Below are 17,573 nucleotides of genomic sequence, written 5' to 3'. Positions count from 1 at the left end.
GTGACAATCGCCGCCGATTCCAACCACAAGGCCTCGAACACCATGGCGCTCTCGATGTACGATCTGTCCGTGCCCGTCTTCATCCGCGGACTCGGACAACTCACCCATTTTCTCGACAAGAGCCTGGTGCATGCCAAGGCCAACGGCATCGATCCGGCCACGCTGGTCGAGGCGCGCCTCGCGCCCGACATGCTCACGCTGGCCGGCCAGATCCAGCGCGCGAGCGACGCGTCGAAGCTGGGTACGGCCCGTATCACGGGCATCACCGCGCCGAGCTTTCCCGATGAGGAAAATACCTGGGACGACCTGGTGGCGCGCATCGCGAAGACGCAGGACTTCCTCGCGAGCGTGGACCGGGCGCTGATCGACGGCCAGGAGGAGCGGCCCGTGACCATCAAGGCCCGCGAGGGCGAGGCGCATTTCACCGCGCAGCGCTACCTGCTGCAGTTTGCGCTGCCCAACTTCTTCTTCCACGTGACCACGGCCTACGACGTGCTGCGCCACAAGGGCATGCCGATCGGCAAGATGGACTTTCTGGGCAAGTTCTGAAGACCGGGCGCCCTCACGGCGCCGGGACAAACTTCAAATTGCCGTGACACATGCGCACGCAGCGCGTGCGCCGCAAACAATCGCGCCTGACCGCTGTCGGTCTGACACGAACAAGGTTGCGATCATGAAGAGCATGGTGTCCAGAAGGGCGTTCTCGGGGTTCGCCGTGGGGGCCTCGGCGCTTGTCGCGGCAACAGGCGGCGCGTGGCCGGCGCGCAGTGCACTGGCCGCGTCGCCGGGCCTGCGCGACTACGGCAAGGCGCCCGAGTTCGCGGGCATCGACAAGTGGCTCAACTCGGAGCCTCTCACGCTTCAGGGGCTGGCCGGCAAGGTGGTGCTGGTCGATTTCTGGACCTATTCCTGCATCAACTGCATCCGTACGCTGCCGCACGTGGTGCGCTGGTACGAGAAGTACAAGGAACAGGGCTTCGTGGTGGTGGGCGTGCACTCGCCCGAGTTCGCGTATGAAAAATCGACGCGCAACGTGCAGGACGCGATCGAGCGCTTCAACATCCGCTACCCGGTGGCGCAGGACAACAGCTTCACCACCTGGAGGGCCTACAACAACCAGTACTGGCCAGCGTTCTATCTGGTCGACAGCAAGGGGCAGGTGATGCGGCAGCACTTCGGCGAAGGGGAGTACGCCGAGATGGAGGCCGCCATCGAGGTGTTGCTGGCGCGCAGGCCGGCGGGTTGAGCGCGACCGGTCATTCCGGCGACGAGACGATGCGCTTCATGTCGCGACGGATGTCTGTTGCGTGGGCCAGCCCGCCAGGTTGCGTTCGGCGATGTTCGCGAGCGCAGTGATCCATGCCGGGCTGTCGTTGAGGCAGGGGATATAGCTGAAGGCCTGGCCGCCCGCGTGCATGAAGGCTTCGCGGCCTTCCATGGCGATTTCTTCGAGCGTCTCCAGGCAATCGGCCGGGAAGCCCGGGCACACCACGTCGACCCGCTTGATGCCGGCGGCACCGAGTTCGCGCAGCGTGGGCTCGGTGTAGGGCTCGAGCCACTTGGCGCGGCCGAAGCGCGACTGGAAGGTGACGCGGTGCTGGGCGGCCGTGAGGCCGAGCCGCGCCGCGAGCAGGCGCGCGGTCTCGAGGCACTGCGACTGGTACGGATCGCCCAGCGCGATGTTGCGCGCGGGAATGCCGTGGAAGCTCATCAGCAGCACTTCGCCGCGGCCTTCGGCCTTCCAGTGCTTCTCGAGGCCTTGCGCCAGCGCTTCGATGTAGGCCGGGTCGTCGTGGTAGTCGTTGACGAAGCGGAACTCCGGCAGGCGGCGCTGCCTGCGGCTCCAGTCGTTCACCGCGTCGATCACGCTGGCCGTGGTGGTGGCCGAGTATTGCGGGTAGGCCTGCAGCACCAGCACGCGCGTGGCGCCTTCGGCCTGCAGTGCGTCGAGGCGGGAAGCGATGGACGGGTTGGCATAGCGCATCGCGTCGCGCACCGTCACGCGGTGGCCGCGCTCGCCAAGCCAGCCGGCCAGCAGCGTGGCCTGCTTCTGCGTAAACACTTTCAGGGGGGAGCCCTCGGGCATCCAGATGCTCGCGTACTTGGCGGCCGACTTCGCCGGGCGCGTGCGCAGGATGATGCCGTGCAGGATCAATGCCCAGATTGCCTTCGGGATTTCGACCACGCGCGGGTCGCCCAGGAAGTCGGCGAGATAGGGTCGAACGGCGGCTGCGGTGGGCGCGTCGGGCGAACCCAGGTTGCACCAAAGCACAGCGGTGCGCGGGGTACTCGAAGAGGCGTTCTCGTGGGTCGAAGGCATGCGATATTCTCGGGCATGACTTCCGCTTCCCCGGTGCCTGCGGGCGCCGCGCCCCTCGATCTCAAGCGCATCTCGGCGATCTCTCTCGACCTCGACGACACCCTGTGGCCGATCTGGCCGACCATCGAACGCGCCGAGGCCGTGCTGCATGCATGGCTGCTGCGCGAGGCGCCGAAGACGGCGTCGCTGCTGATGACGCCAGGCATCCTGCGCGAGCTGCGCGAAGCCACAGCCAAGGAGCGCTCCGACCTCGCGCATGACCTGAGCGCATTGCGCCGCGAGTCGATCCGCACCGCGCTCACGCGGGCTGGCGAAGACCCGGCGCTGGCCGATCCGGCCTTCGACGCCTTCTTCGCAGAGCGCCAGCGCGTGACGCTGTACGACGACGCGCTGCCCGCGCTGAAGTGGCTCAGCGAGCGCTATCCGCTGGTCGCGGTCTCGAACGGCAATGCAGACATCCACAAGACCGGCGTCGGCCGCTGGTTTCGCACCGCCTTCAATGCACGCGCCTTCGGCAGCGGCAAGCCGCACGCGCCGATCTTCCGCGCCGCCGCCGCTTCGGTCGGCCTGTTGCCGAAGGACGTGCTGCACGTCGGCGACGACGCCGAGCTCGACGTGGTGGGCGCGCTCAACGCCGGCATGCAGGCGGCCTGGCTGGTGCGCGACGAGCGGCCCTGGGTGCATGGCGCGCGGCCGCAGCTGATCGTGCCCAACCTGCACGCGCTGTGCATGGCACTGGGCGGCTGAGCGCTACTTGAAGACCGGTCGGAAGAAGCTGCGTTCGTAGCTGAGAAAGCAGCGCGTGTCCTGCGCGTACTTGAACGCGGCCTGGCATTCGGGGTCCTGCATCGAGTCGGCGCGGTATTTCTCGTAAGCGGCCAGGCTCGGGAAACTGAACATCGCCAGCGCCACGTCGTTCGCCCCCTCGGAGGGCAGGAAGTAGCCGTGGTGCTGGCCGCCGAACTTCTCGACCAGCGGAAGCCAGAGCCTGCCGTAGTGCTCGAACTCCTTGAGCTTGTAGGGGTCGACGATGTAGCGCAGGTAGCAGGTGACCATGAATGTTGTTCCGGCTGTCAGGGGGTATTGCCGCCGCGTCTGCGGCGATTCATGGGCCTGACTATAGTTTGCGCCTCGACGTCTCGCGGCTGCACTCCGGCCAGGAAAACCCCACATGCATTTCTCCAACTGGCTTCTCTTCTGCGGCGTGACGCTGCTCGTGGTGTTCACGCCGGGTCCGGCCGTGCTGCTCGCCGTCTCGAATTCGATGAGCGTGGGTCCGCGCCGCGCGATGATCGGTTCGCTCGGCAACGCGATGGGGCTGTTCATGGTCTCCGCCGCGTCAATGGCCGGGCTGGGCGTGGTGCTCTCCACCTCGGCCAATGCGTTCATGGTGCTGAAGGTGGCCGGCGCGGCTTACCTGATCTATCTGGGCATCAAGCAGTGGCGCAGCCAGGGCAGCGTGTTCGCCGATCTGCAGGGCACGTCGGCCGAGGGTTCGCCGCGCTCCAGTTGGCGGCTGTTCGGGCACGGCCTGACGGTGGCGCTCACGAACCCGAAGGGCATTCTTTTCTTCTCGGCGCTGTTTCCGCAGTTCCTTACGCAGGACGCGCCGCTCGCCATGCAGTTCGCGGTGTTGACGACCACCTTCGCGACGGCCGCGGTGCTGTCGCATGGGTTCTATGTGCTGCTGGCGCGCCTGCTGCGCAAGCAGCTGTCGGACCCGCGCCGCACGCGGGTTTTCAACAAGTTGTCGGGCGGGGCGTTCGTGCTGCTGGGGCTGAGCCTGCTGCGCCTGCGCAACAAGGCGGCCTGATCTTTTTCAGTCCAGCGCGAACTGCTCGCGCAGCGCGGCGCAGAAATCGGCGGTGCCGCTCAGCGAGAGGGTGAGGGTGTCGAAGCGCGGGTTGTCTTCGTGCGTCTGCTGCAGGTCGTAGTCCCAGGTCGCGCCTTCGTCGAGGGCGCCGCGCGCATGGGGAAACGTGGCTTCGGCCCAGTCGAGCACCTGCGCGATTTCAGCTTGCACTTCGGGTGTCTTGTCCGGCGTGGTCGACGCCATCGCGTCGAAGGTGCCGTGGCCTTCGGTGTCCTCGCTGTAGTCGAAGTCGAGATAGCGCAGTTCGGTCGTCATGCGTTCAATGCCTTCGCCGCTGCCAGTCCGCTGAGCACCGCGCCCTCCAGCGTGGCGGGGTAGGGGCCTTCGATGTAGTCGCCGCAGGCTCGCAGGCCGGGGGCAATGTCCATGGGCGGCCGCGACAGCCCGGGGCTGCAGGCGAATGTGGCGCGCTTCTCGACCACGGTCTGCACGAGCTGCAGCTTCGTCTGGCCCAACTGCGCAACCGCTTGCGCGATCACCTGTTCTTCCAGCGCTTCGCGCGGCGTTTCGTTGGCGCTTACGACCATGGCGAGCACTCCGGGCAGGCCGCTGAGCTGGCCCCGATCGAACGCGAATTGGGCGGGTGCGCTGGCCGGATCGCTGCGCAGCGCGAGCATCGGTTCGGCGAGCGGCGTCGCACCGCGCACGTAGACCGTGGCGATGGCTTCGAAGCGCAGGGCTTCGGTGGTTTCGCACCAGCGCTCGGCCGGCAGTCCGGATGCGCGGACCAGCCGCGCAGCATCCCATGGCGCGCAAGCCAGCACGACCTTGTCGAAGACCTCGTCGTCGACGCGCCACTGTCCGGCTTCAGGCGCGATGGCACGCACACGGGCGCCGATGCGCACTGCCGCGCCGTGCTCCGTCAGCCATTGGATGGCGGCATCGGGCATCAGGGCGCCGAGGTCGGCGCATGGCAGCAGCGGGTCGGCGCCGCCGCTGCCGCTGAACAAGGCGTCGTTCAGCACGCGCAGGAACACCTCGCCGCTCGATTGCGCGACGGGCGTGTTCAATGCGGAAACGCACAGCGGCTCGATCAATTCCTGCATCACGCGCGGCGTGAGGCCGGCGCACAGGTCTGCGACCGTGGTACTGCTGGCGCAGCGAAAGCCTGCCAGCCGCCACCGGTTCGCGGTGCGCAGCAGCGACGACTTGTCGCGCCACGTCCAGCCGCGCGCCGTGAAGATGCCGGCCAGCAGGTCGAGCGGCGCAGGCAGCCGCGGCAACTTGAGCCCGCCGCCATCGGCGAAGCGCAGCGAGAGAGGCATGCGCAGCAGCGCGCCATCGACGTCCACGCCGACGTCTCGCATGAGCTTCAGCGTGGCGGTGTACGCGCCGATCAGGATGTGCTGGCCGTTGTCGAGCGCCAGCCCGTGCATGTTGTCGACCCGACGTGCGCGCCCGCCCGGCATGTGCGCGGCCTCGAACAGCGTCACGGCGTGCCCGAGCCGCGTGGCCTCCACCGCGCAGGCGAGGCCGGCCCATCCCGCGCCGATGACGGCGATTCTCATGGACACTGGTTTGCGGCGCCGAAGTGGCCGTCCTCGCGACACGACAGTGATCCGGCCCCATTTCCAGAAACACCGAGGAACCGGCTTTGCCGGGCCTCAGGTGTTGCCCCCGGCAGGGGGGAGGCGAAGCGACACGAAGTGCGCGAAGCCTGGGGGCGAGTCATATCCTCCCCAGCGCCTGAACCTTCCAGGCCAGCCAGAACTTGCGCACCGGCGTCAGGCTCACGCGCTGGTTGAGCACCTGGAAGTTGTCGCGCTCGATCTCGCGCAGCAAGGTGCGGTAGATGCTGGCCATCATCAGCCCGGGCTTCTGCGCGCGGCGATCGGCCAGCGGAAGCAGCGCGAGCGCTTCGTCGTACGCCGCGTGGGCGCGCTCGGACTGGAACTTCATCAGCGCGACGAAGCGATCGGAGTGCACGCGGTTGAGGATCTCGTGCGCCTTCACGTCGAACTTCTGCAACTCGTTCACCGGCAGGTAGATGCGTCCGCGCAGGGCGTCCTCGCCCACGTCGCGCAGGATGTTGGTGAGCTGGAGTGCCAGGCCGAGCTTGTGGGCGTAAGCGGTGGTCTGCGGATCGGTCTGGCCGAAGATGCGCGCCGCGACTTCGCCGACCACGCCGGCCACCAGGTGGCAGTAGCGCGCAAGGCCGGGAAAGTCGAGATACCGGGTCTGCTCGAGGTCCATCTGGCAGCCGTCGATCACTTCGTTGAGCTGGCGTGCCTCGATACCGTAGGCCGCGGCATGCGGCATCAACGCCTGCATCACTGGATGGCGCGGCGTGCCTGCGAACGACTGGGCGACCTCGGTGCGCCACCAGGCGAGCTTGGTGGCGGCCACGCCGGGGTCGGAGACCTCGTCGACCACGTCGTCGACCTCGCGGCAGAACGCATAGAAGGCCGTGATCGCGGCGCGGCGCGGCTTGGGAAGGAACAGGAAGGCGTAATAGAAACTGCTGCCCGAGGCGGCGGCCTTGTCTTGTACGTATTGCTCGGGATTCATCGGGGAGGCGCTGCTTTCATGGGCCGCAATTGTCTCCGCATCCGCATGGCCTTCCAGAGCAGCACGGGCGCATCGAATTTGCCGATGGTGGGGCGCTGCGAGAAGGTGTCGAAGCCCAGGGCCTCGATCTTGTCGAGGATGCGCAGGCCGCCCTGCACCACGAGGCGCAGCTCCCAGCCGGCGCGGCCCGGCAGGCGGTGCACGAGAGGGGCGCCCTCGTGCATGAGTTCGCGCGCCCAGTGCGACACGATCGCCATCAGGTTGATGGCCTCCTGCGGAGGCGGGCCGCTCGCGAGCGGCGCAAAAACCTTGAAGTTCTCGCGTGTCAGGCTGCGCCGCTCGCAGTCGGCCAGCGGAAAGTAGAAGCGGTCGCGCGGCAGGTCGACGCTCGGGTCCTGCCAGAAATTGACGAGCTGCAGCGCGCTGCAGATGGCGTCGCTCTGAGAGAGGGCCTGTGCGTCGTGCACGCCGTAGAGATGCAGCAGCAGGCGGCCGATCGGGTTGGCGGAGCGGCGGCAGTAGTCGAGCAGCTCGGCGCGGTCGGCGTATGTACCGCGATCGCGGGTCTTCTCGATGTCCTGCATGAAGGCGCTCAGCAGGTCGGCGAGCAGGTCTTCGGGCAGGCCGTATCGGGCGATGCTGTGGGCCAGCGGCCCGAACACCTGTGGCCAGCGCGATGCGGGCAGCACCTCGCCCCGGGCGGCGGCGGCGAGTTCCTCGCGGTAGGCATTCAGGTCGGCCAGGCGTTCGCCGGGCGAGGCAATGCCTTCATCGGCGATGTCGTCGGCGGTGCGCGCGAAGTGGTAGATGGCGGCGATCGGCGGGCGCAGGTGCGGCGGACACAGCCAAGAGGCGACCGGAAAGTTCTCGTAGTGCGCGGACGGCGCGGCAAGGTGGGGAGTGGCGGACACGCCACGATTGTCAGCGACGACGCCATGCTCCGGCACTATGCTCGCAGCGTCGCCACTCTGAATTCCCCGCTTCATGAAAGCATCCGCTCCGGCTTCCGGGCCCCAGGTTTCCGCGTACGGCGAGGCGGCGCACCCGAAAGGCCCGGTGCTCATGATCGCGGCCCTGGGCGTCGTGTTCGGCGACATCGGCACCTCGCCGCTGTATGCCTTCAAGGAAACGATGAACCCCGAGCACGGCATCCCGTTCTCGGCCGATTCGGTGCTGGGGCTGCTCTCCCTGATCTTCTGGGGGCTGATGTTCGTGGTGACGCTGAAGTACGTGGTGTTCGTGCTGCGCGCCGATCACGACGGCGAGGGCGGTATCCTGGCGTTGCAGGCCCTGGCACGCAGCGCGGTGGCCGGACCGAAGACCAAGCCCTGGGTGTGGAACGTGATCGGCATGCTGGGCCTGGTGGGCGCGGCCATGTTCTACGGCGACAGCCTGATCACGCCGGCCATCTCGGTGCTCTCGGCGGTGGAAGGGCTGGAGGTGCAGGCGCCGGTGCTGCAGCGCGTGGTGATTCCGATCACGATCATGATCCTGATCGCGCTGTTCGCGCTACAGAAGAAGGGCACGGGCGTGGTCGGCAAGGTGTTCGGGCCGATCATGCTGCTGTGGTTCCTGGTGCTGGCCGCGGCCGGCCTGTGGCAGGTGCTGCAGCAGCCGCAGGTTCTGGCGGCGCTCGATCCGCGGCGGGCCGTGGGCTTTCTCGTCGAGCACCGGGCGCAGTCGCTGGCGGTGCTGGGCGCGGTGTTCCTGGCTTTCACGGGCGGCGAGGCGCTGTATGCGGACATGGGGCACTTCGGTGCGCGGCCGATCCGGCTGGCATGGCTGTTCATCGCGCTGCCGGGGCTGGTGCTGAACTACTTCGGGCAGGGCGCGCTGGTGCTGGCCAACCCCGGCGCCATCGACAACCCCTTCTTCCGGCTCTTTCCCTCGTGGGGCGTGCTGCCGATGGTGGTGCTGGCCGCGATGGCCACGGTGATCGCCTCGCAGGCGGTCATCTCGGGCGCCTTCTCGCTCACGGCGCATGCGATGCGCATGGGCTACCTGCCGCGCATGCGGGTGATCCAGACCTCGGGTGCGGCCATCGGGCAGATCTACGTGCCAGCCGTGAACTGGATGCTGATGGTGGGCGTGCTGCTGCTGGTGCTGGGCTTCCGCAGCTCGAGCGCGCTGTCGGCGGCGTACGGCATCGCGGTGTCGATCACGATGGTGACGACCACGCTGCTGGCCGGCATCGTGGCCTGGGGGCTGTGGCGCTGGAACAAGGTGGCGGTGGTGGTCGGCGTGGCGGCCTTCGCTGTGGTCGACCTGACCTTCGTGATCGCCAACAGCCTTAAGGTCGCCGAGGGCGGCTGGCTCACCTTGGCGGTGGCCGTGGTGGTGATGGTGGTGTTCACCACCTGGGCCAAGGGCCGTCGCCTGGGGCTGGAGGCGGCCGCGGCCGAGAGCCTGCCGCTGCGGCCGTTCGTCGAGTCGCTGGCGCTGCACATGCCGCACCGGGTGAGCGGAACGGCGGTATTCCTGAACCCCGACGCCACCGCGGTGCCGCACGCGCTGCTGCACAACCTCAAGCACAACCAGGTGCTGCACGAGCAGGTGATCGTGCTGCGCGTGCTGCCTTGCGACACGCCGCGCGTCGACGCACGCATCCGCATCGAGGCAGAGCAACTGATGGACGGCATCTGGATGGTCACGGCGCGCCACGGCTTCATGGAGCGGCCCGACGTGCCGGAATTCATCCGCATCCTGGCCTACCAGAAGACGCTGGCGATCGATTCGATGAAGACCTCCTACTTCGTTTCGCGCGCCTCGATCGGCGAGGAAACCCTGCCTGGCATGAACCCGATCCGGCGTGCCCTGTTCGGCTGGCTGCAGCGCAACGCGGGGCGCGCTTCGGACTATTTCGAGCTGCCTGACAACCGCCTCGTGGAGATGGGCCAACGAACCTAGTGACCGGCGGGTCATTGACAGTGCTTCACGTTTACCCTAAATTACTAACCAGTGGGTCATTAATGATCCGGTTCGTCCTTTCCAGGGTGTCTCATGACCGCCTCCGCCTTCTTCTCGTCCCGTGTCCGCAGCGCCGCATGGCTGCTGCTTCCCGCCATTTTTCTGGCCGGCTGCTCGCCGAAACCCGCCGCCGAGGACCCCGTGCGCGCGGTCAAGTTCGTGACCGTGGGCACGAGCGAATTCGATGCCCAGCCCGAGTTCTCGGCCGAGGTTCGGGCGCGTGTCGAATCGCGCCTGGGCTTCCGCGTGGCCGGCAAGATCACCAGGCGCCAGGCCGAACTCGGCCAGCATGTGCAGGCCGGCCAGGTGCTGGCCCAGCTCGATCCGCAGGACTACAAGCTCGCCGCTGAGGCCGCTCGAGCCCAGCAGGCCGCCGCGCTGACCAACCGCGATCTGGCGGCCGCCGACCTGAAGCGCTACACCGAACTGCGCCAGCAGAACTTCATCAGCGGCGCCGAGCTCGAGCGCCGCGAAACGACCTGGAAGGCCGCGCAGGCTCAGCTCGAACAAGCGCAGGCGCAGCTCGCCTCGCAGGGCAACCAGGCCAACTACACGACGCTGGTGGCAGACGTGGCCGGCATCATCACGGCCATCGAGGCCGAGCCGGGCCAGGTGGTGCAGGCCGGCACCCCGGTCGTGCGCATCGCACAGGACGGCGCGCGCGACGTGGTGTTCGCGGTGCCCGAAGACCGCGCCACGCTGATCAAGGCGGGGTCACCTGTCACGGTGCGCGGCTGGTCCGGCGGCAGCGAGCTGCAGGGCGAGGTGCGCGAAGTGGCGGCCAGCGCCGACGCGGTTACGCGCACCTACTCGGTCAAGGTCGCCATCGATGCGGCCGCCTCGCCGCCGCTCGGCGCCACGGTCTATGCGCGTCCGCAGGCGCTCGCGCATGGCACCACCGCGGTGATGAAGCTGCCGACCAGCGCACTGCGCCAGGAGGGCAAGGGCTCCGCCGTGTGGGTGCTCGACAAGCAGACCATGACGGTGCGTTCGCAGACTGTGCAGGTCGCCACGGCTGACGGCAACGAGGCGGTGATTGCAAGTGGTATCGCCCCCGGCATGATGGTCGTGGCTGCGGGCGTGCACGTGCTGTCGCCTGGGCAGAAGGTCACCATCTACCAGTCCAAGGAGGCGGCCGCGGCCGCCGCCAATGCCGGTGCGAAGGACTCGGCACAGCCCGTGGCGGCTGTCGCTGCGACGAACAAGGCGATCGCAGCGGGTGCCGCCAAATGAGCGGCGGCGCAGCAACTCCCCCCGCTGAAAAGCCCGCCGGCTTCAATCTCTCCAAGTGGGCGCTGGACCACGCGCCCCTCACGCGCTACCTGATGGTGGTGCTGATGGTGCTGGGTGCCTTCGCGTACTTCCAGCTCGGCCAGGACGAGGACCCGCCGTTCACCTTCCGCGCGATGGTGGTGCGCACCTACTGGCCCGGCGCCACCGCGCAGCAAGTAGCCGAGCAGGTCACCGACAAGCTCGAACGCACGCTGCAGGAAGCGCCGTACGCCGACAAGATCCGCAGCTACTCGAAGCCCGGCGAGTCGCAGATCATCTTCAACATCAAGGACTCGTCGAAGTCCACCGAGGTGGCCAACGTCTGGTACACGGTGCGCAAGAAGATCGGCGACATGCGCTCGACCTTGCCCGCCGGCGTGCAGGGGCCGTTCTTCAATGACGACTTCGGCGATGTCTATGGCGTGATCTACGCGCTGGAGAGCGAAGGCTTCAGCTACGCCGAGCTCAAGACGCTGGCCGACGACACGCGCCAGCAGCTGCTGCGCGTGAAGGACGTGGCCAAGGTCGACCAGTTCGGCGTGCAGGACGAGAAGGTCTACATCGAGATCTCGCAGAAGCGCCTGGCGCAGCTGGGGCTCGATTTCAACGCGGTGCTGGCGCAGCTCGGCTCGCAGAACGCGATCGAGAGCGCGGGCTCGATCCAGTCGCCGCTCGACGTGGTGCAGGTGCGCGTGGCCGGCCAGTTCACCAGCGTCGACCAGCTGCGCGAGATGCCCATCCGCGGCAGCTCGGGCAGCCAGATCAAGCTCGGCGACATCGCCGACATCCATCGCGGCTACATCGATCCGCCGGCGGTCAAGGTGCACCACCAGGGCAAGGAAGTGATCGCGCTCGGCGTGTCGATGGCCAAGGGCGGCGACATCATCGCGCTGGGCAAGGCGCTGAAGGCCACCACCGCCACCATCGACCAGCGCCTGCCGGCCGGCGTGAAGCTGGCGCAGGTGCAGGACCAGCCGGTGTCGGTGGCCAGCTCGGTCAACGAGTTCGTCGGCGTGCTGATCGAAGCCGTGGCCATCGTGCTGGCCGTGAGCATCATTTCGCTCGGTCTGCACAAGGGCGGGCGCTTCGGCTGGTACATCGACATGCGACCCGGGCTGGTGGTGGCGATCACCATTCCGCTGGTGCTGGCCGTGACCTTCCTGGCGATGAACTACTTCGGCATCGGGCTGCACAAGATATCGCTGGGCTCGCTGATCATCGCGCTGGGCCTGCTGGTGGACGACGCGATCATTGCGGTCGAGATGATGGTGCGCAAGATGGAAGAGGGCTACGACAAGGTCCGCGCCGCCACCTTCGCCTATGACGTCACGGCCAAGCCGATGCTCACGGGCACGCTCATCACGGCCGCGGGCTTCCTGCCGATCGGCATCGCCAAGTCGGTGACGGGCGAGTACACCTTTGCGATCTTCGCGGTGACGGTGATCGCGCTGGTGCTGTCGTGGATCGTCTCGGTGTACTTCGTGCCTTACCTCGGCACGCTCTTGCTGAAGGTGAAGCCGCACGACCCCGAGGCGCCGCCGCACGAGCTGTTCGACACGGCCTTCTACAACGCCTTCCGCCGTGCGGTGAACTGGTGTGTGCAGCACCGCTGGATGACCATCGGCGCCACGGTGCTGATCTTCGCGCTCGGCATCTTCGGCATGGGCAAGGTGCAGCAGCAGTTCTTTCCGGATTCGAGCCGGCCCGAGATCCTGGTCGACATCTGGTTCCCCGAGGGCACCTCGTTCGCGGCCAACGAAGAGGTGGCCAAGCGCGTCGAGAAGCGTTTCATGCAGGAAGCTGGCGTGAAGACGGTCAGCACCTGGATCGGCTCGGGCGTGCCGCGTTTCTATCTGCCGTTGGACCAGGTGTTTCCGCAGACCAACGTGTCGCAGCTGATCGTGCTCGCCAAGGACCTGAAGGTGCGCGAGACGCTGCGCCTGAAGCTGCCGCAGGTGCTGGCGCAGGAATTTCCGGAGGTGCGCGGGCGCGTCAAGCTGCTGCCCAACGGGCCGCCGGTGCCGTACCCGGTGCAGTTCCGCGTGATCGGCACCGACCCGGCGCAGCTGCGTGGCCATGCCGACGAGGTGAAGGCCGTGCTGCGCGAGAACGCCAACATGCGCGGCGTGAACGACAACTGGAACGAATCGGTCAAGGTGATCCGCCTCGAAGTCGACCAGGCCAAGGCGCGCGCGCTCGGCGTGACGAGCCAGGCCATTGCGCAGGCCTCGAAGACCATGTTCAGCGGCACGACAGTGGGCCAGTATCGCGAGAACGACCTGCTGATCGACATCGTGCTGCGCCAGGCGCCCGACGAGCGCCAGGCCATCTCGGACATCGGCAACGCCTACATCCCGACCACCTCGGGCCGCTCGATTCCGCTCACGCAGATCGCCAAGCCGGTGTTCACCTGGGAGCCGGGCGTGATGTGGCGCGAGAACCGCGACTACGCCATCACCGTGCAGGGCGACGTGATCGAGGGACTGCAGGGCGCGACCGTGACGGCACAACTGCTGCCGAAGCTGCGCCAACTCGAGGCCGGCTGGGTAGAGGCCGGGCAGGGCGGCTACCGCATCGAGGTGGCGGGCGCGGTGGAAGAAAGCAGCAAGGGCTCGGCCTCGATCGTGGCAGGCGTGCCGATCATGCTGTTCCTCGTGTTCACGCTGCTGATGCTGCAGCTGCACAGCTTCAGCCGCTCGCTGCTGGTGTTCGTCACCGGCCCGATGGGCATCGCCGGCGTGGCCGGTGCGCTGCTGGTACTGAACCGGCCCTTCGGCTTCGTGGCGCTGCTGGGCGTGATCGCGCTCATGGGCATGATCCAGCGCAACGCGGTGATCCTGATCGACCAGATCGAGCTCGACCGTGCGGCCGGCGTGCCGGCTTGGGACGCGATCGTGGAGTCGGCGGTGCGGCGGTTGCGGCCGATCGTGCTGACGGCCGCAGCGGCGGTGCTGGCCATGATCCCGCTGTCGCGCAGCGTGTTCTGGGGGCCGATGGCCGTGGCCATCATGGGCGGCCTGATCGTCGCGACGGTACTGACGCTGCTGGCCTTGCCGGCGATGTATGCCGCGGCATTTCGTGTGAAGCGGGAGCCGAAAGAGGCGCCGATTAGCGTTTAAAATCGAGAGCTGACCGATTTCAAGCGGATGGTCTTTGGCCCGTGGGGCTCCACGGCGCAAAGAGGCCGTCCGCTTTTGCATTCACCTGAAAGATTGGCATCGCGCGGGTGGCGAAATTGGTAGACGCACCAGGTTTAGGTCCTGACGTTCGCAAGAACGTGCCGGTTCGAGTCCGGCCCCGCGCACCAGCCTGCCGAGTAGCCCGTTTCATCGGGCATTGACGAAGCCCCCGTTTCGAGAGAGACGGGGGCTTTTTCTTTTTTTGCGGGCCTTCACCAGTCGCTGTTGTCGTCGCCGCTGCTGCTGCCCCCGTCGTCCCACGAACCTGTATCGGTGATGCCGAAGTCGTTGTCGACGATGCGTTCGGGCGCCTGGTCGGAGGAGGGCGAGGAAGAAGGCCAGAGGCTGCGCCCCATCTCGGCGTTGCCGCTGTCGGCGACGTGAGATGTGTCGTTCCGGTCGGCGCCGTCCGACCGGTTGTTCATCCAGTGGCGCACGGCCTCCTGGGCCACCACCGCGCCTACGCCCACCGCCGCACCGGTGGCCAGCGCCGAGCCCAGGCCCATGCCGGGAGCAGCTGCGGGAGGGGCTGCGGGCGTCCAGTTGCCGCCCGGCGCGTAGCTTCCGTACCCGGCGCCTGGTGCGCCCGCTGCAGGGCCGTACGACGGGGCTTGGGCTACAGCTTGGGCTACAGGCGGCGCCACCCGGCGACGGAAGGCGAGGTAACCCACGACCAGCAAGCCCAAGAGCGCGATCGGCAGCCATGGCGTCGAGCCGCTCTTGGCTTCGGTCTGCGGCGCGGCCGGGGCTGGTGTGCTCATGCGCGCGGGTTCGGTCCGGGTCGGTGCGGCGGCGGGCTTGTCGAGCTTGCTGGTCAGCCGCTCGACGGCCTCGGCCCTGTCGAAAGACAGGTCGGGCGCGAGCGCCTTCGCCTGCGCCAGCGCGCTTCGCGCGCCATCGAGCTTGCCTTGCGCCGCGAGCAGTTCGGCCTGGACGAAATGAGCCTTGGCGCTTTTGGGGTGGTCCTTCAGCACCTTTGCGATCATGGTGTCGGCCTCGGCCATCCTGCCGCCGTTCGCGGCCTCGTAGATCTGCTGGATGGTGGGCTCGGCCGGGGCGGGCGAATCGGACTTGGCCTGTGCCAACGAGGGCATGCCGAATGCCACGATAAGGGTGAAGGTGAGGGCGGCGAACAGTCGCTGAAGCATGATTTTTCCTGTGCGTTCCTGTGGAGAGGGGACGAATCGGAACTGACTTTACGGCTGGAATATTGGTCAAGCCTGACCATCGTCCGCGCCGCGCCAGGGCCCCGTGAAAACCCGCTTTCCCGGCGGATTAGAATCTCGGGTTGCCCAGTTTTGCAGGCGGCACCCGCGTGCCTCCGCATAAATCCCGCCAGCGCGTGTAAGTCCTTGATCTGTATTGATAAAAAAGATGCAGGCCCCGCGCACCGGCCCCCTTACCAGGAAGACATCATGACCGTGACCGTTGAAACTCTCGAGAAGCTCGAACGCAAGATCACGCTGACCCTGCCGGTCGGCACCATCCAGAACGAAGTCGATTCGCGCCTCAAGAAGCTCGCGCGCACCGTCAAGATGGACGGCTTTCGTCCCGGCAAGGTGCCGATGAACGTGGTGGCCCAGCGCTATGGCTATTCGGTGCACTACGAAGTCATGAACGACAAGGTCGGCGAGGCCTTCTCGCAAGCGGCCAACGAAGCCAAGCTGCGCGTGGCCGGCCAGCCCCGCATCACCGAGAAGGAAGAGTCGCCCGAAGGCGAGCTGGCCTTCGACGCGGTGTTCGAAGTGTTCCCCGAAGTCAAGATCAACGACCTGACCGGCGCCGAAGTCGAGAAGCTCTCGGCCGAAGTGGGCGACGAAGCCATCGACAAGACGCTCGACATCCTGCGCAAGCAGCGCCGCACCTTCGCCCAGCGCGCGCAAGACGCCGTTGCGCAGGACGACGATCGCGTGACCGTCGACTTCGAAGGCAAGATCGACGGCGAGCCCTTCCAGGGCGGCAAGGCCGAAGACTTCCAGTTCGTGGTCGGCGAAGGCCAGATGCTGAAGGAATTCGAAGACGCCGTGCGCGGCATGAAGGCCGGCGACAGCCGCACCTTCCCGCTGTCGTTCCCGGCCGATTACCACGGCAAGGACGTGGCCGGCAAGCAGGCCGACTTCATGGTCACGCTGAAGAAGATCGAAGCCTCGCATCTGCCCGAAGTCAACGAACAGCTCGCCAAGTCGCTCGGCATCGCCGAAGCCACCGTCGAAGGCCTGCGCGCCGACATCAAGCGCAACCTCGAGCGCGAAGTGAAGTTCCGCCTGCTGGCACGCAACAAGAACGCCGTGATGGACGCTCTGGTGGCCAACGCCGAACTCGACCTGCCGAACGCCAGCGTGCAGTCGGAAGTCAACCGCATGGTCGAAGGCGCCCGCGCCGAACTGAAGCAGCGCGGCATCAAGGACGCCGACAAGGCTCCGATCCCCGACGAAGTGTTTCGCCCGCAAGCCGAGCGCCGCGTGCGCCTGGGCCTGGTGGTGGCCGAACTGGTGCGCGCCAACAACCTGCAGGCCAAGCCCGAGCAGATCAAGGCCCACATCGACGAGCTGGCCGCCAGCTACGAGAAGCCGGCCGACGTGGTGCGCTGGTACTTCAGCGACAACAACCGCCTGGCCGAAGTCGAAGCCGTGGTCATCGAGAACAACGTGACCGATTTCGTCCTGGGCAAGGCCAAGGTCAACGAAAAGTCGGTGTCGTTCGACGAGCTGATGGCGCAGCAGCAAGGTTGATCCGCCGCTCCGGTAACGCCAATGGGGCTTGTGCTTTGCGGCACGAGCCCCATTTCACTCAGGCGTACAGTTCAGAAACAGCGAACGATTCCATTTCTCGGAGAGCAAATTCATGAGCGCACAGGAAATCCAAGGCCTCGGCATGGTCCCGATGGTCATCGAGCAATCGGGCCGCGGCGAGCGGTCCTACGACATCTATTCGCGCCTCCTCAAGGAGCGCATCATTTTCCTGGTGGGCGAGGTCAACGACCAGACGGCCAACCTCGTCGTGGCGCAGTTGCTGTTCCTCGAGAGCGAGAACCCGGACAAGGACATCTCGTTCTACATCAACTCCCCGGGCGGCAGCGTGAGCGCCGGCATGGCGATCTACGACACCATGCAGTTCATCAAGCCCGACGTGTCGACCATGTGCCTCGGCTTCGCGGCCAGCATGGGCGCCTTCCTGCTGGCGGCCGGCGAGAAGGGCAAGCGCTTCTCGCTGCCCAACTCGAAGATCATGATCCACCAGGTGCTCGGCGGCGCACGCGGCCAGGCGACGGACATCGAGATCCATGCGCGCGACATCCTGCGCACCAAGGACCAGATGAACCGCATCCTGGCCGAACGCACCGGCCAGCCGCTGGAAAAAGTCAAGGCCGACACCGAACGCGACTATTTCCTGACGGCCGACGAGGCCAAGGAATACGGTCTGGTCGACCAGGTCGTTGCCAAGCGCGGTTAAA

General features: G+C 66.9%; 16 protein-coding genes and 1 tRNA gene. 10 read left to right on the top strand and 7 right to left on the bottom strand.

Features of this window, described 5'->3' with window-relative positions:
- Positions 1–42: 42 nt before the first annotated feature.
- The gene (locus ACEOAB_RS16015; RefSeq protein ID WP_056594325.1) at positions 43–549 is read left to right on the top strand and encodes a DUF1993 domain-containing protein; all 507 of its coding nucleotides are present in this window, start codon (positions 43–45) and stop codon (positions 547–549) included.
- Between the two features lie 124 nt (positions 550–673).
- Complete coding sequence (locus ACEOAB_RS16010) at positions 674–1,246, top strand: thioredoxin family protein (protein WP_056592389.1); 573 nt, start codon at positions 674–676, stop codon at positions 1,244–1,246.
- 36 nt (positions 1,247–1,282) lie between these two features.
- On the opposite strand, the gene hemH is transcribed toward ACEOAB_RS16010, so the two are convergent.
- On the bottom strand, positions 1,283–2,320 hold the full coding sequence (hemH, locus tag ACEOAB_RS16005) for a ferrochelatase (protein ID WP_056592392.1): 1,038 nt from the start codon (positions 2,318–2,320) through the stop codon (positions 1,283–1,285).
- A 15-nt stretch (positions 2,321–2,335) separates the two neighbouring features.
- Here hemH and ACEOAB_RS16000 point away from each other — a divergent pair, with 15 nt between their 5' ends.
- Entirely contained in the window at positions 2,336–3,067 is a 732-nt protein-coding gene (locus ACEOAB_RS16000) for an HAD family hydrolase (RefSeq protein ID WP_007829818.1), read from the top strand.
- A 3-nt stretch (positions 3,068–3,070) separates the two neighbouring features.
- On the opposite strand, the gene ACEOAB_RS15995 is transcribed toward ACEOAB_RS16000, so the two are convergent.
- The gene (locus tag ACEOAB_RS15995) at positions 3,071–3,376 is read right to left on the bottom strand and encodes an NIPSNAP family protein (RefSeq protein WP_056592395.1); all 306 of its coding nucleotides are present in this window, start codon (positions 3,374–3,376) and stop codon (positions 3,071–3,073) included.
- Positions 3,377–3,491: 115 nt separating this feature from the next.
- On the opposite strand from ACEOAB_RS15995, the gene ACEOAB_RS15990 reads away from it, so the two are divergent.
- Positions 3,492–4,133 (top strand): LysE family translocator, encoded by a 642-nt coding sequence (locus ACEOAB_RS15990; protein ID WP_413748161.1) that lies wholly within the window; start codon positions 3,492–3,494, stop codon positions 4,131–4,133.
- A 6-nt stretch (positions 4,134–4,139) separates the two neighbouring features.
- On the opposite strand, the gene ACEOAB_RS15985 is transcribed toward ACEOAB_RS15990, so the two are convergent.
- The 4 genes from ACEOAB_RS15985 to hpnC form a co-directional block, all read right to left on the bottom strand.
- A complete protein-coding gene (locus tag ACEOAB_RS15985) occupies positions 4,140–4,448 on the bottom strand; it encodes a hypothetical protein (RefSeq protein ID WP_056592401.1) in 309 nt (102 codons plus the stop codon).
- A complete protein-coding gene (gene hpnE, locus ACEOAB_RS15980; RefSeq protein ID WP_495652957.1) occupies positions 4,445–5,701 on the bottom strand; it encodes a hydroxysqualene dehydroxylase HpnE in 1,257 nt (418 codons plus the stop codon). The genes ACEOAB_RS15985 and hpnE overlap by 4 nt, the downstream gene beginning before the upstream one ends.
- A 160-nt stretch (positions 5,702–5,861) precedes the next feature.
- Complete coding sequence (hpnD, locus tag ACEOAB_RS15975; protein WP_056592407.1) at positions 5,862–6,701, bottom strand: presqualene diphosphate synthase HpnD; 840 nt, start codon at positions 6,699–6,701, stop codon at positions 5,862–5,864.
- On the bottom strand, positions 6,698–7,612 hold the full coding sequence (gene hpnC / locus ACEOAB_RS15970) for a squalene synthase HpnC (RefSeq protein ID WP_495652956.1): 915 nt from the start codon (positions 7,610–7,612) through the stop codon (positions 6,698–6,700). The genes hpnD and hpnC overlap by 4 nt, the downstream gene beginning before the upstream one ends.
- Before the next feature lie 151 nt (positions 7,613–7,763).
- Between hpnC and ACEOAB_RS15965 the strand changes: the two genes are divergently transcribed.
- From ACEOAB_RS15965 to ACEOAB_RS15950, 4 genes are all read left to right on the top strand, one after another.
- A complete protein-coding gene (locus ACEOAB_RS15965) occupies positions 7,764–9,608 on the top strand; it encodes a potassium transporter Kup (protein WP_056594328.1) in 1,845 nt (614 codons plus the stop codon).
- 93 nt (positions 9,609–9,701) lie between these two features.
- A complete protein-coding gene (locus ACEOAB_RS15960; protein WP_413748162.1) occupies positions 9,702–10,901 on the top strand; it encodes an efflux RND transporter periplasmic adaptor subunit in 1,200 nt (399 codons plus the stop codon).
- A complete protein-coding gene (locus ACEOAB_RS15955) occupies positions 10,898–14,059 on the top strand; it encodes an efflux RND transporter permease subunit (RefSeq protein WP_413748163.1) in 3,162 nt (1,053 codons plus the stop codon). The genes ACEOAB_RS15960 and ACEOAB_RS15955 overlap by 4 nt, the downstream gene beginning before the upstream one ends.
- A gap of 101 nt (positions 14,060–14,160) precedes the next feature.
- Positions 14,161–14,247: transfer RNA gene (locus tag ACEOAB_RS15950), tRNA-Leu, on the top strand.
- Between the two features lie 84 nt (positions 14,248–14,331).
- Here the strand turns inward: ACEOAB_RS15950 and ACEOAB_RS15945 are convergent.
- A complete protein-coding gene (locus ACEOAB_RS15945; protein WP_495652955.1) occupies positions 14,332–15,267 on the bottom strand; it encodes a hypothetical protein in 936 nt (311 codons plus the stop codon).
- Positions 15,268–15,534: 267 nt separating this feature from the next.
- On the opposite strand from ACEOAB_RS15945, the gene tig reads away from it, so the two are divergent.
- Positions 15,535–16,851 (top strand): trigger factor, encoded by a 1,317-nt coding sequence (gene tig, locus ACEOAB_RS15940; protein WP_007829791.1) that lies wholly within the window; start codon positions 15,535–15,537, stop codon positions 16,849–16,851.
- Between the two features lie 112 nt (positions 16,852–16,963).
- Entirely contained in the window at positions 16,964–17,572 is a 609-nt protein-coding gene (gene clpP, locus ACEOAB_RS15935; protein WP_056592422.1) for an ATP-dependent Clp endopeptidase proteolytic subunit ClpP, read from the top strand.
- Position 17,573 lies beyond the last annotated feature (1 nt).

Source organism: Variovorax sp. Varisp53, from assembly GCF_059491555.1.
This window is presented reverse-complemented; position numbering and strand designations above follow the sequence as displayed.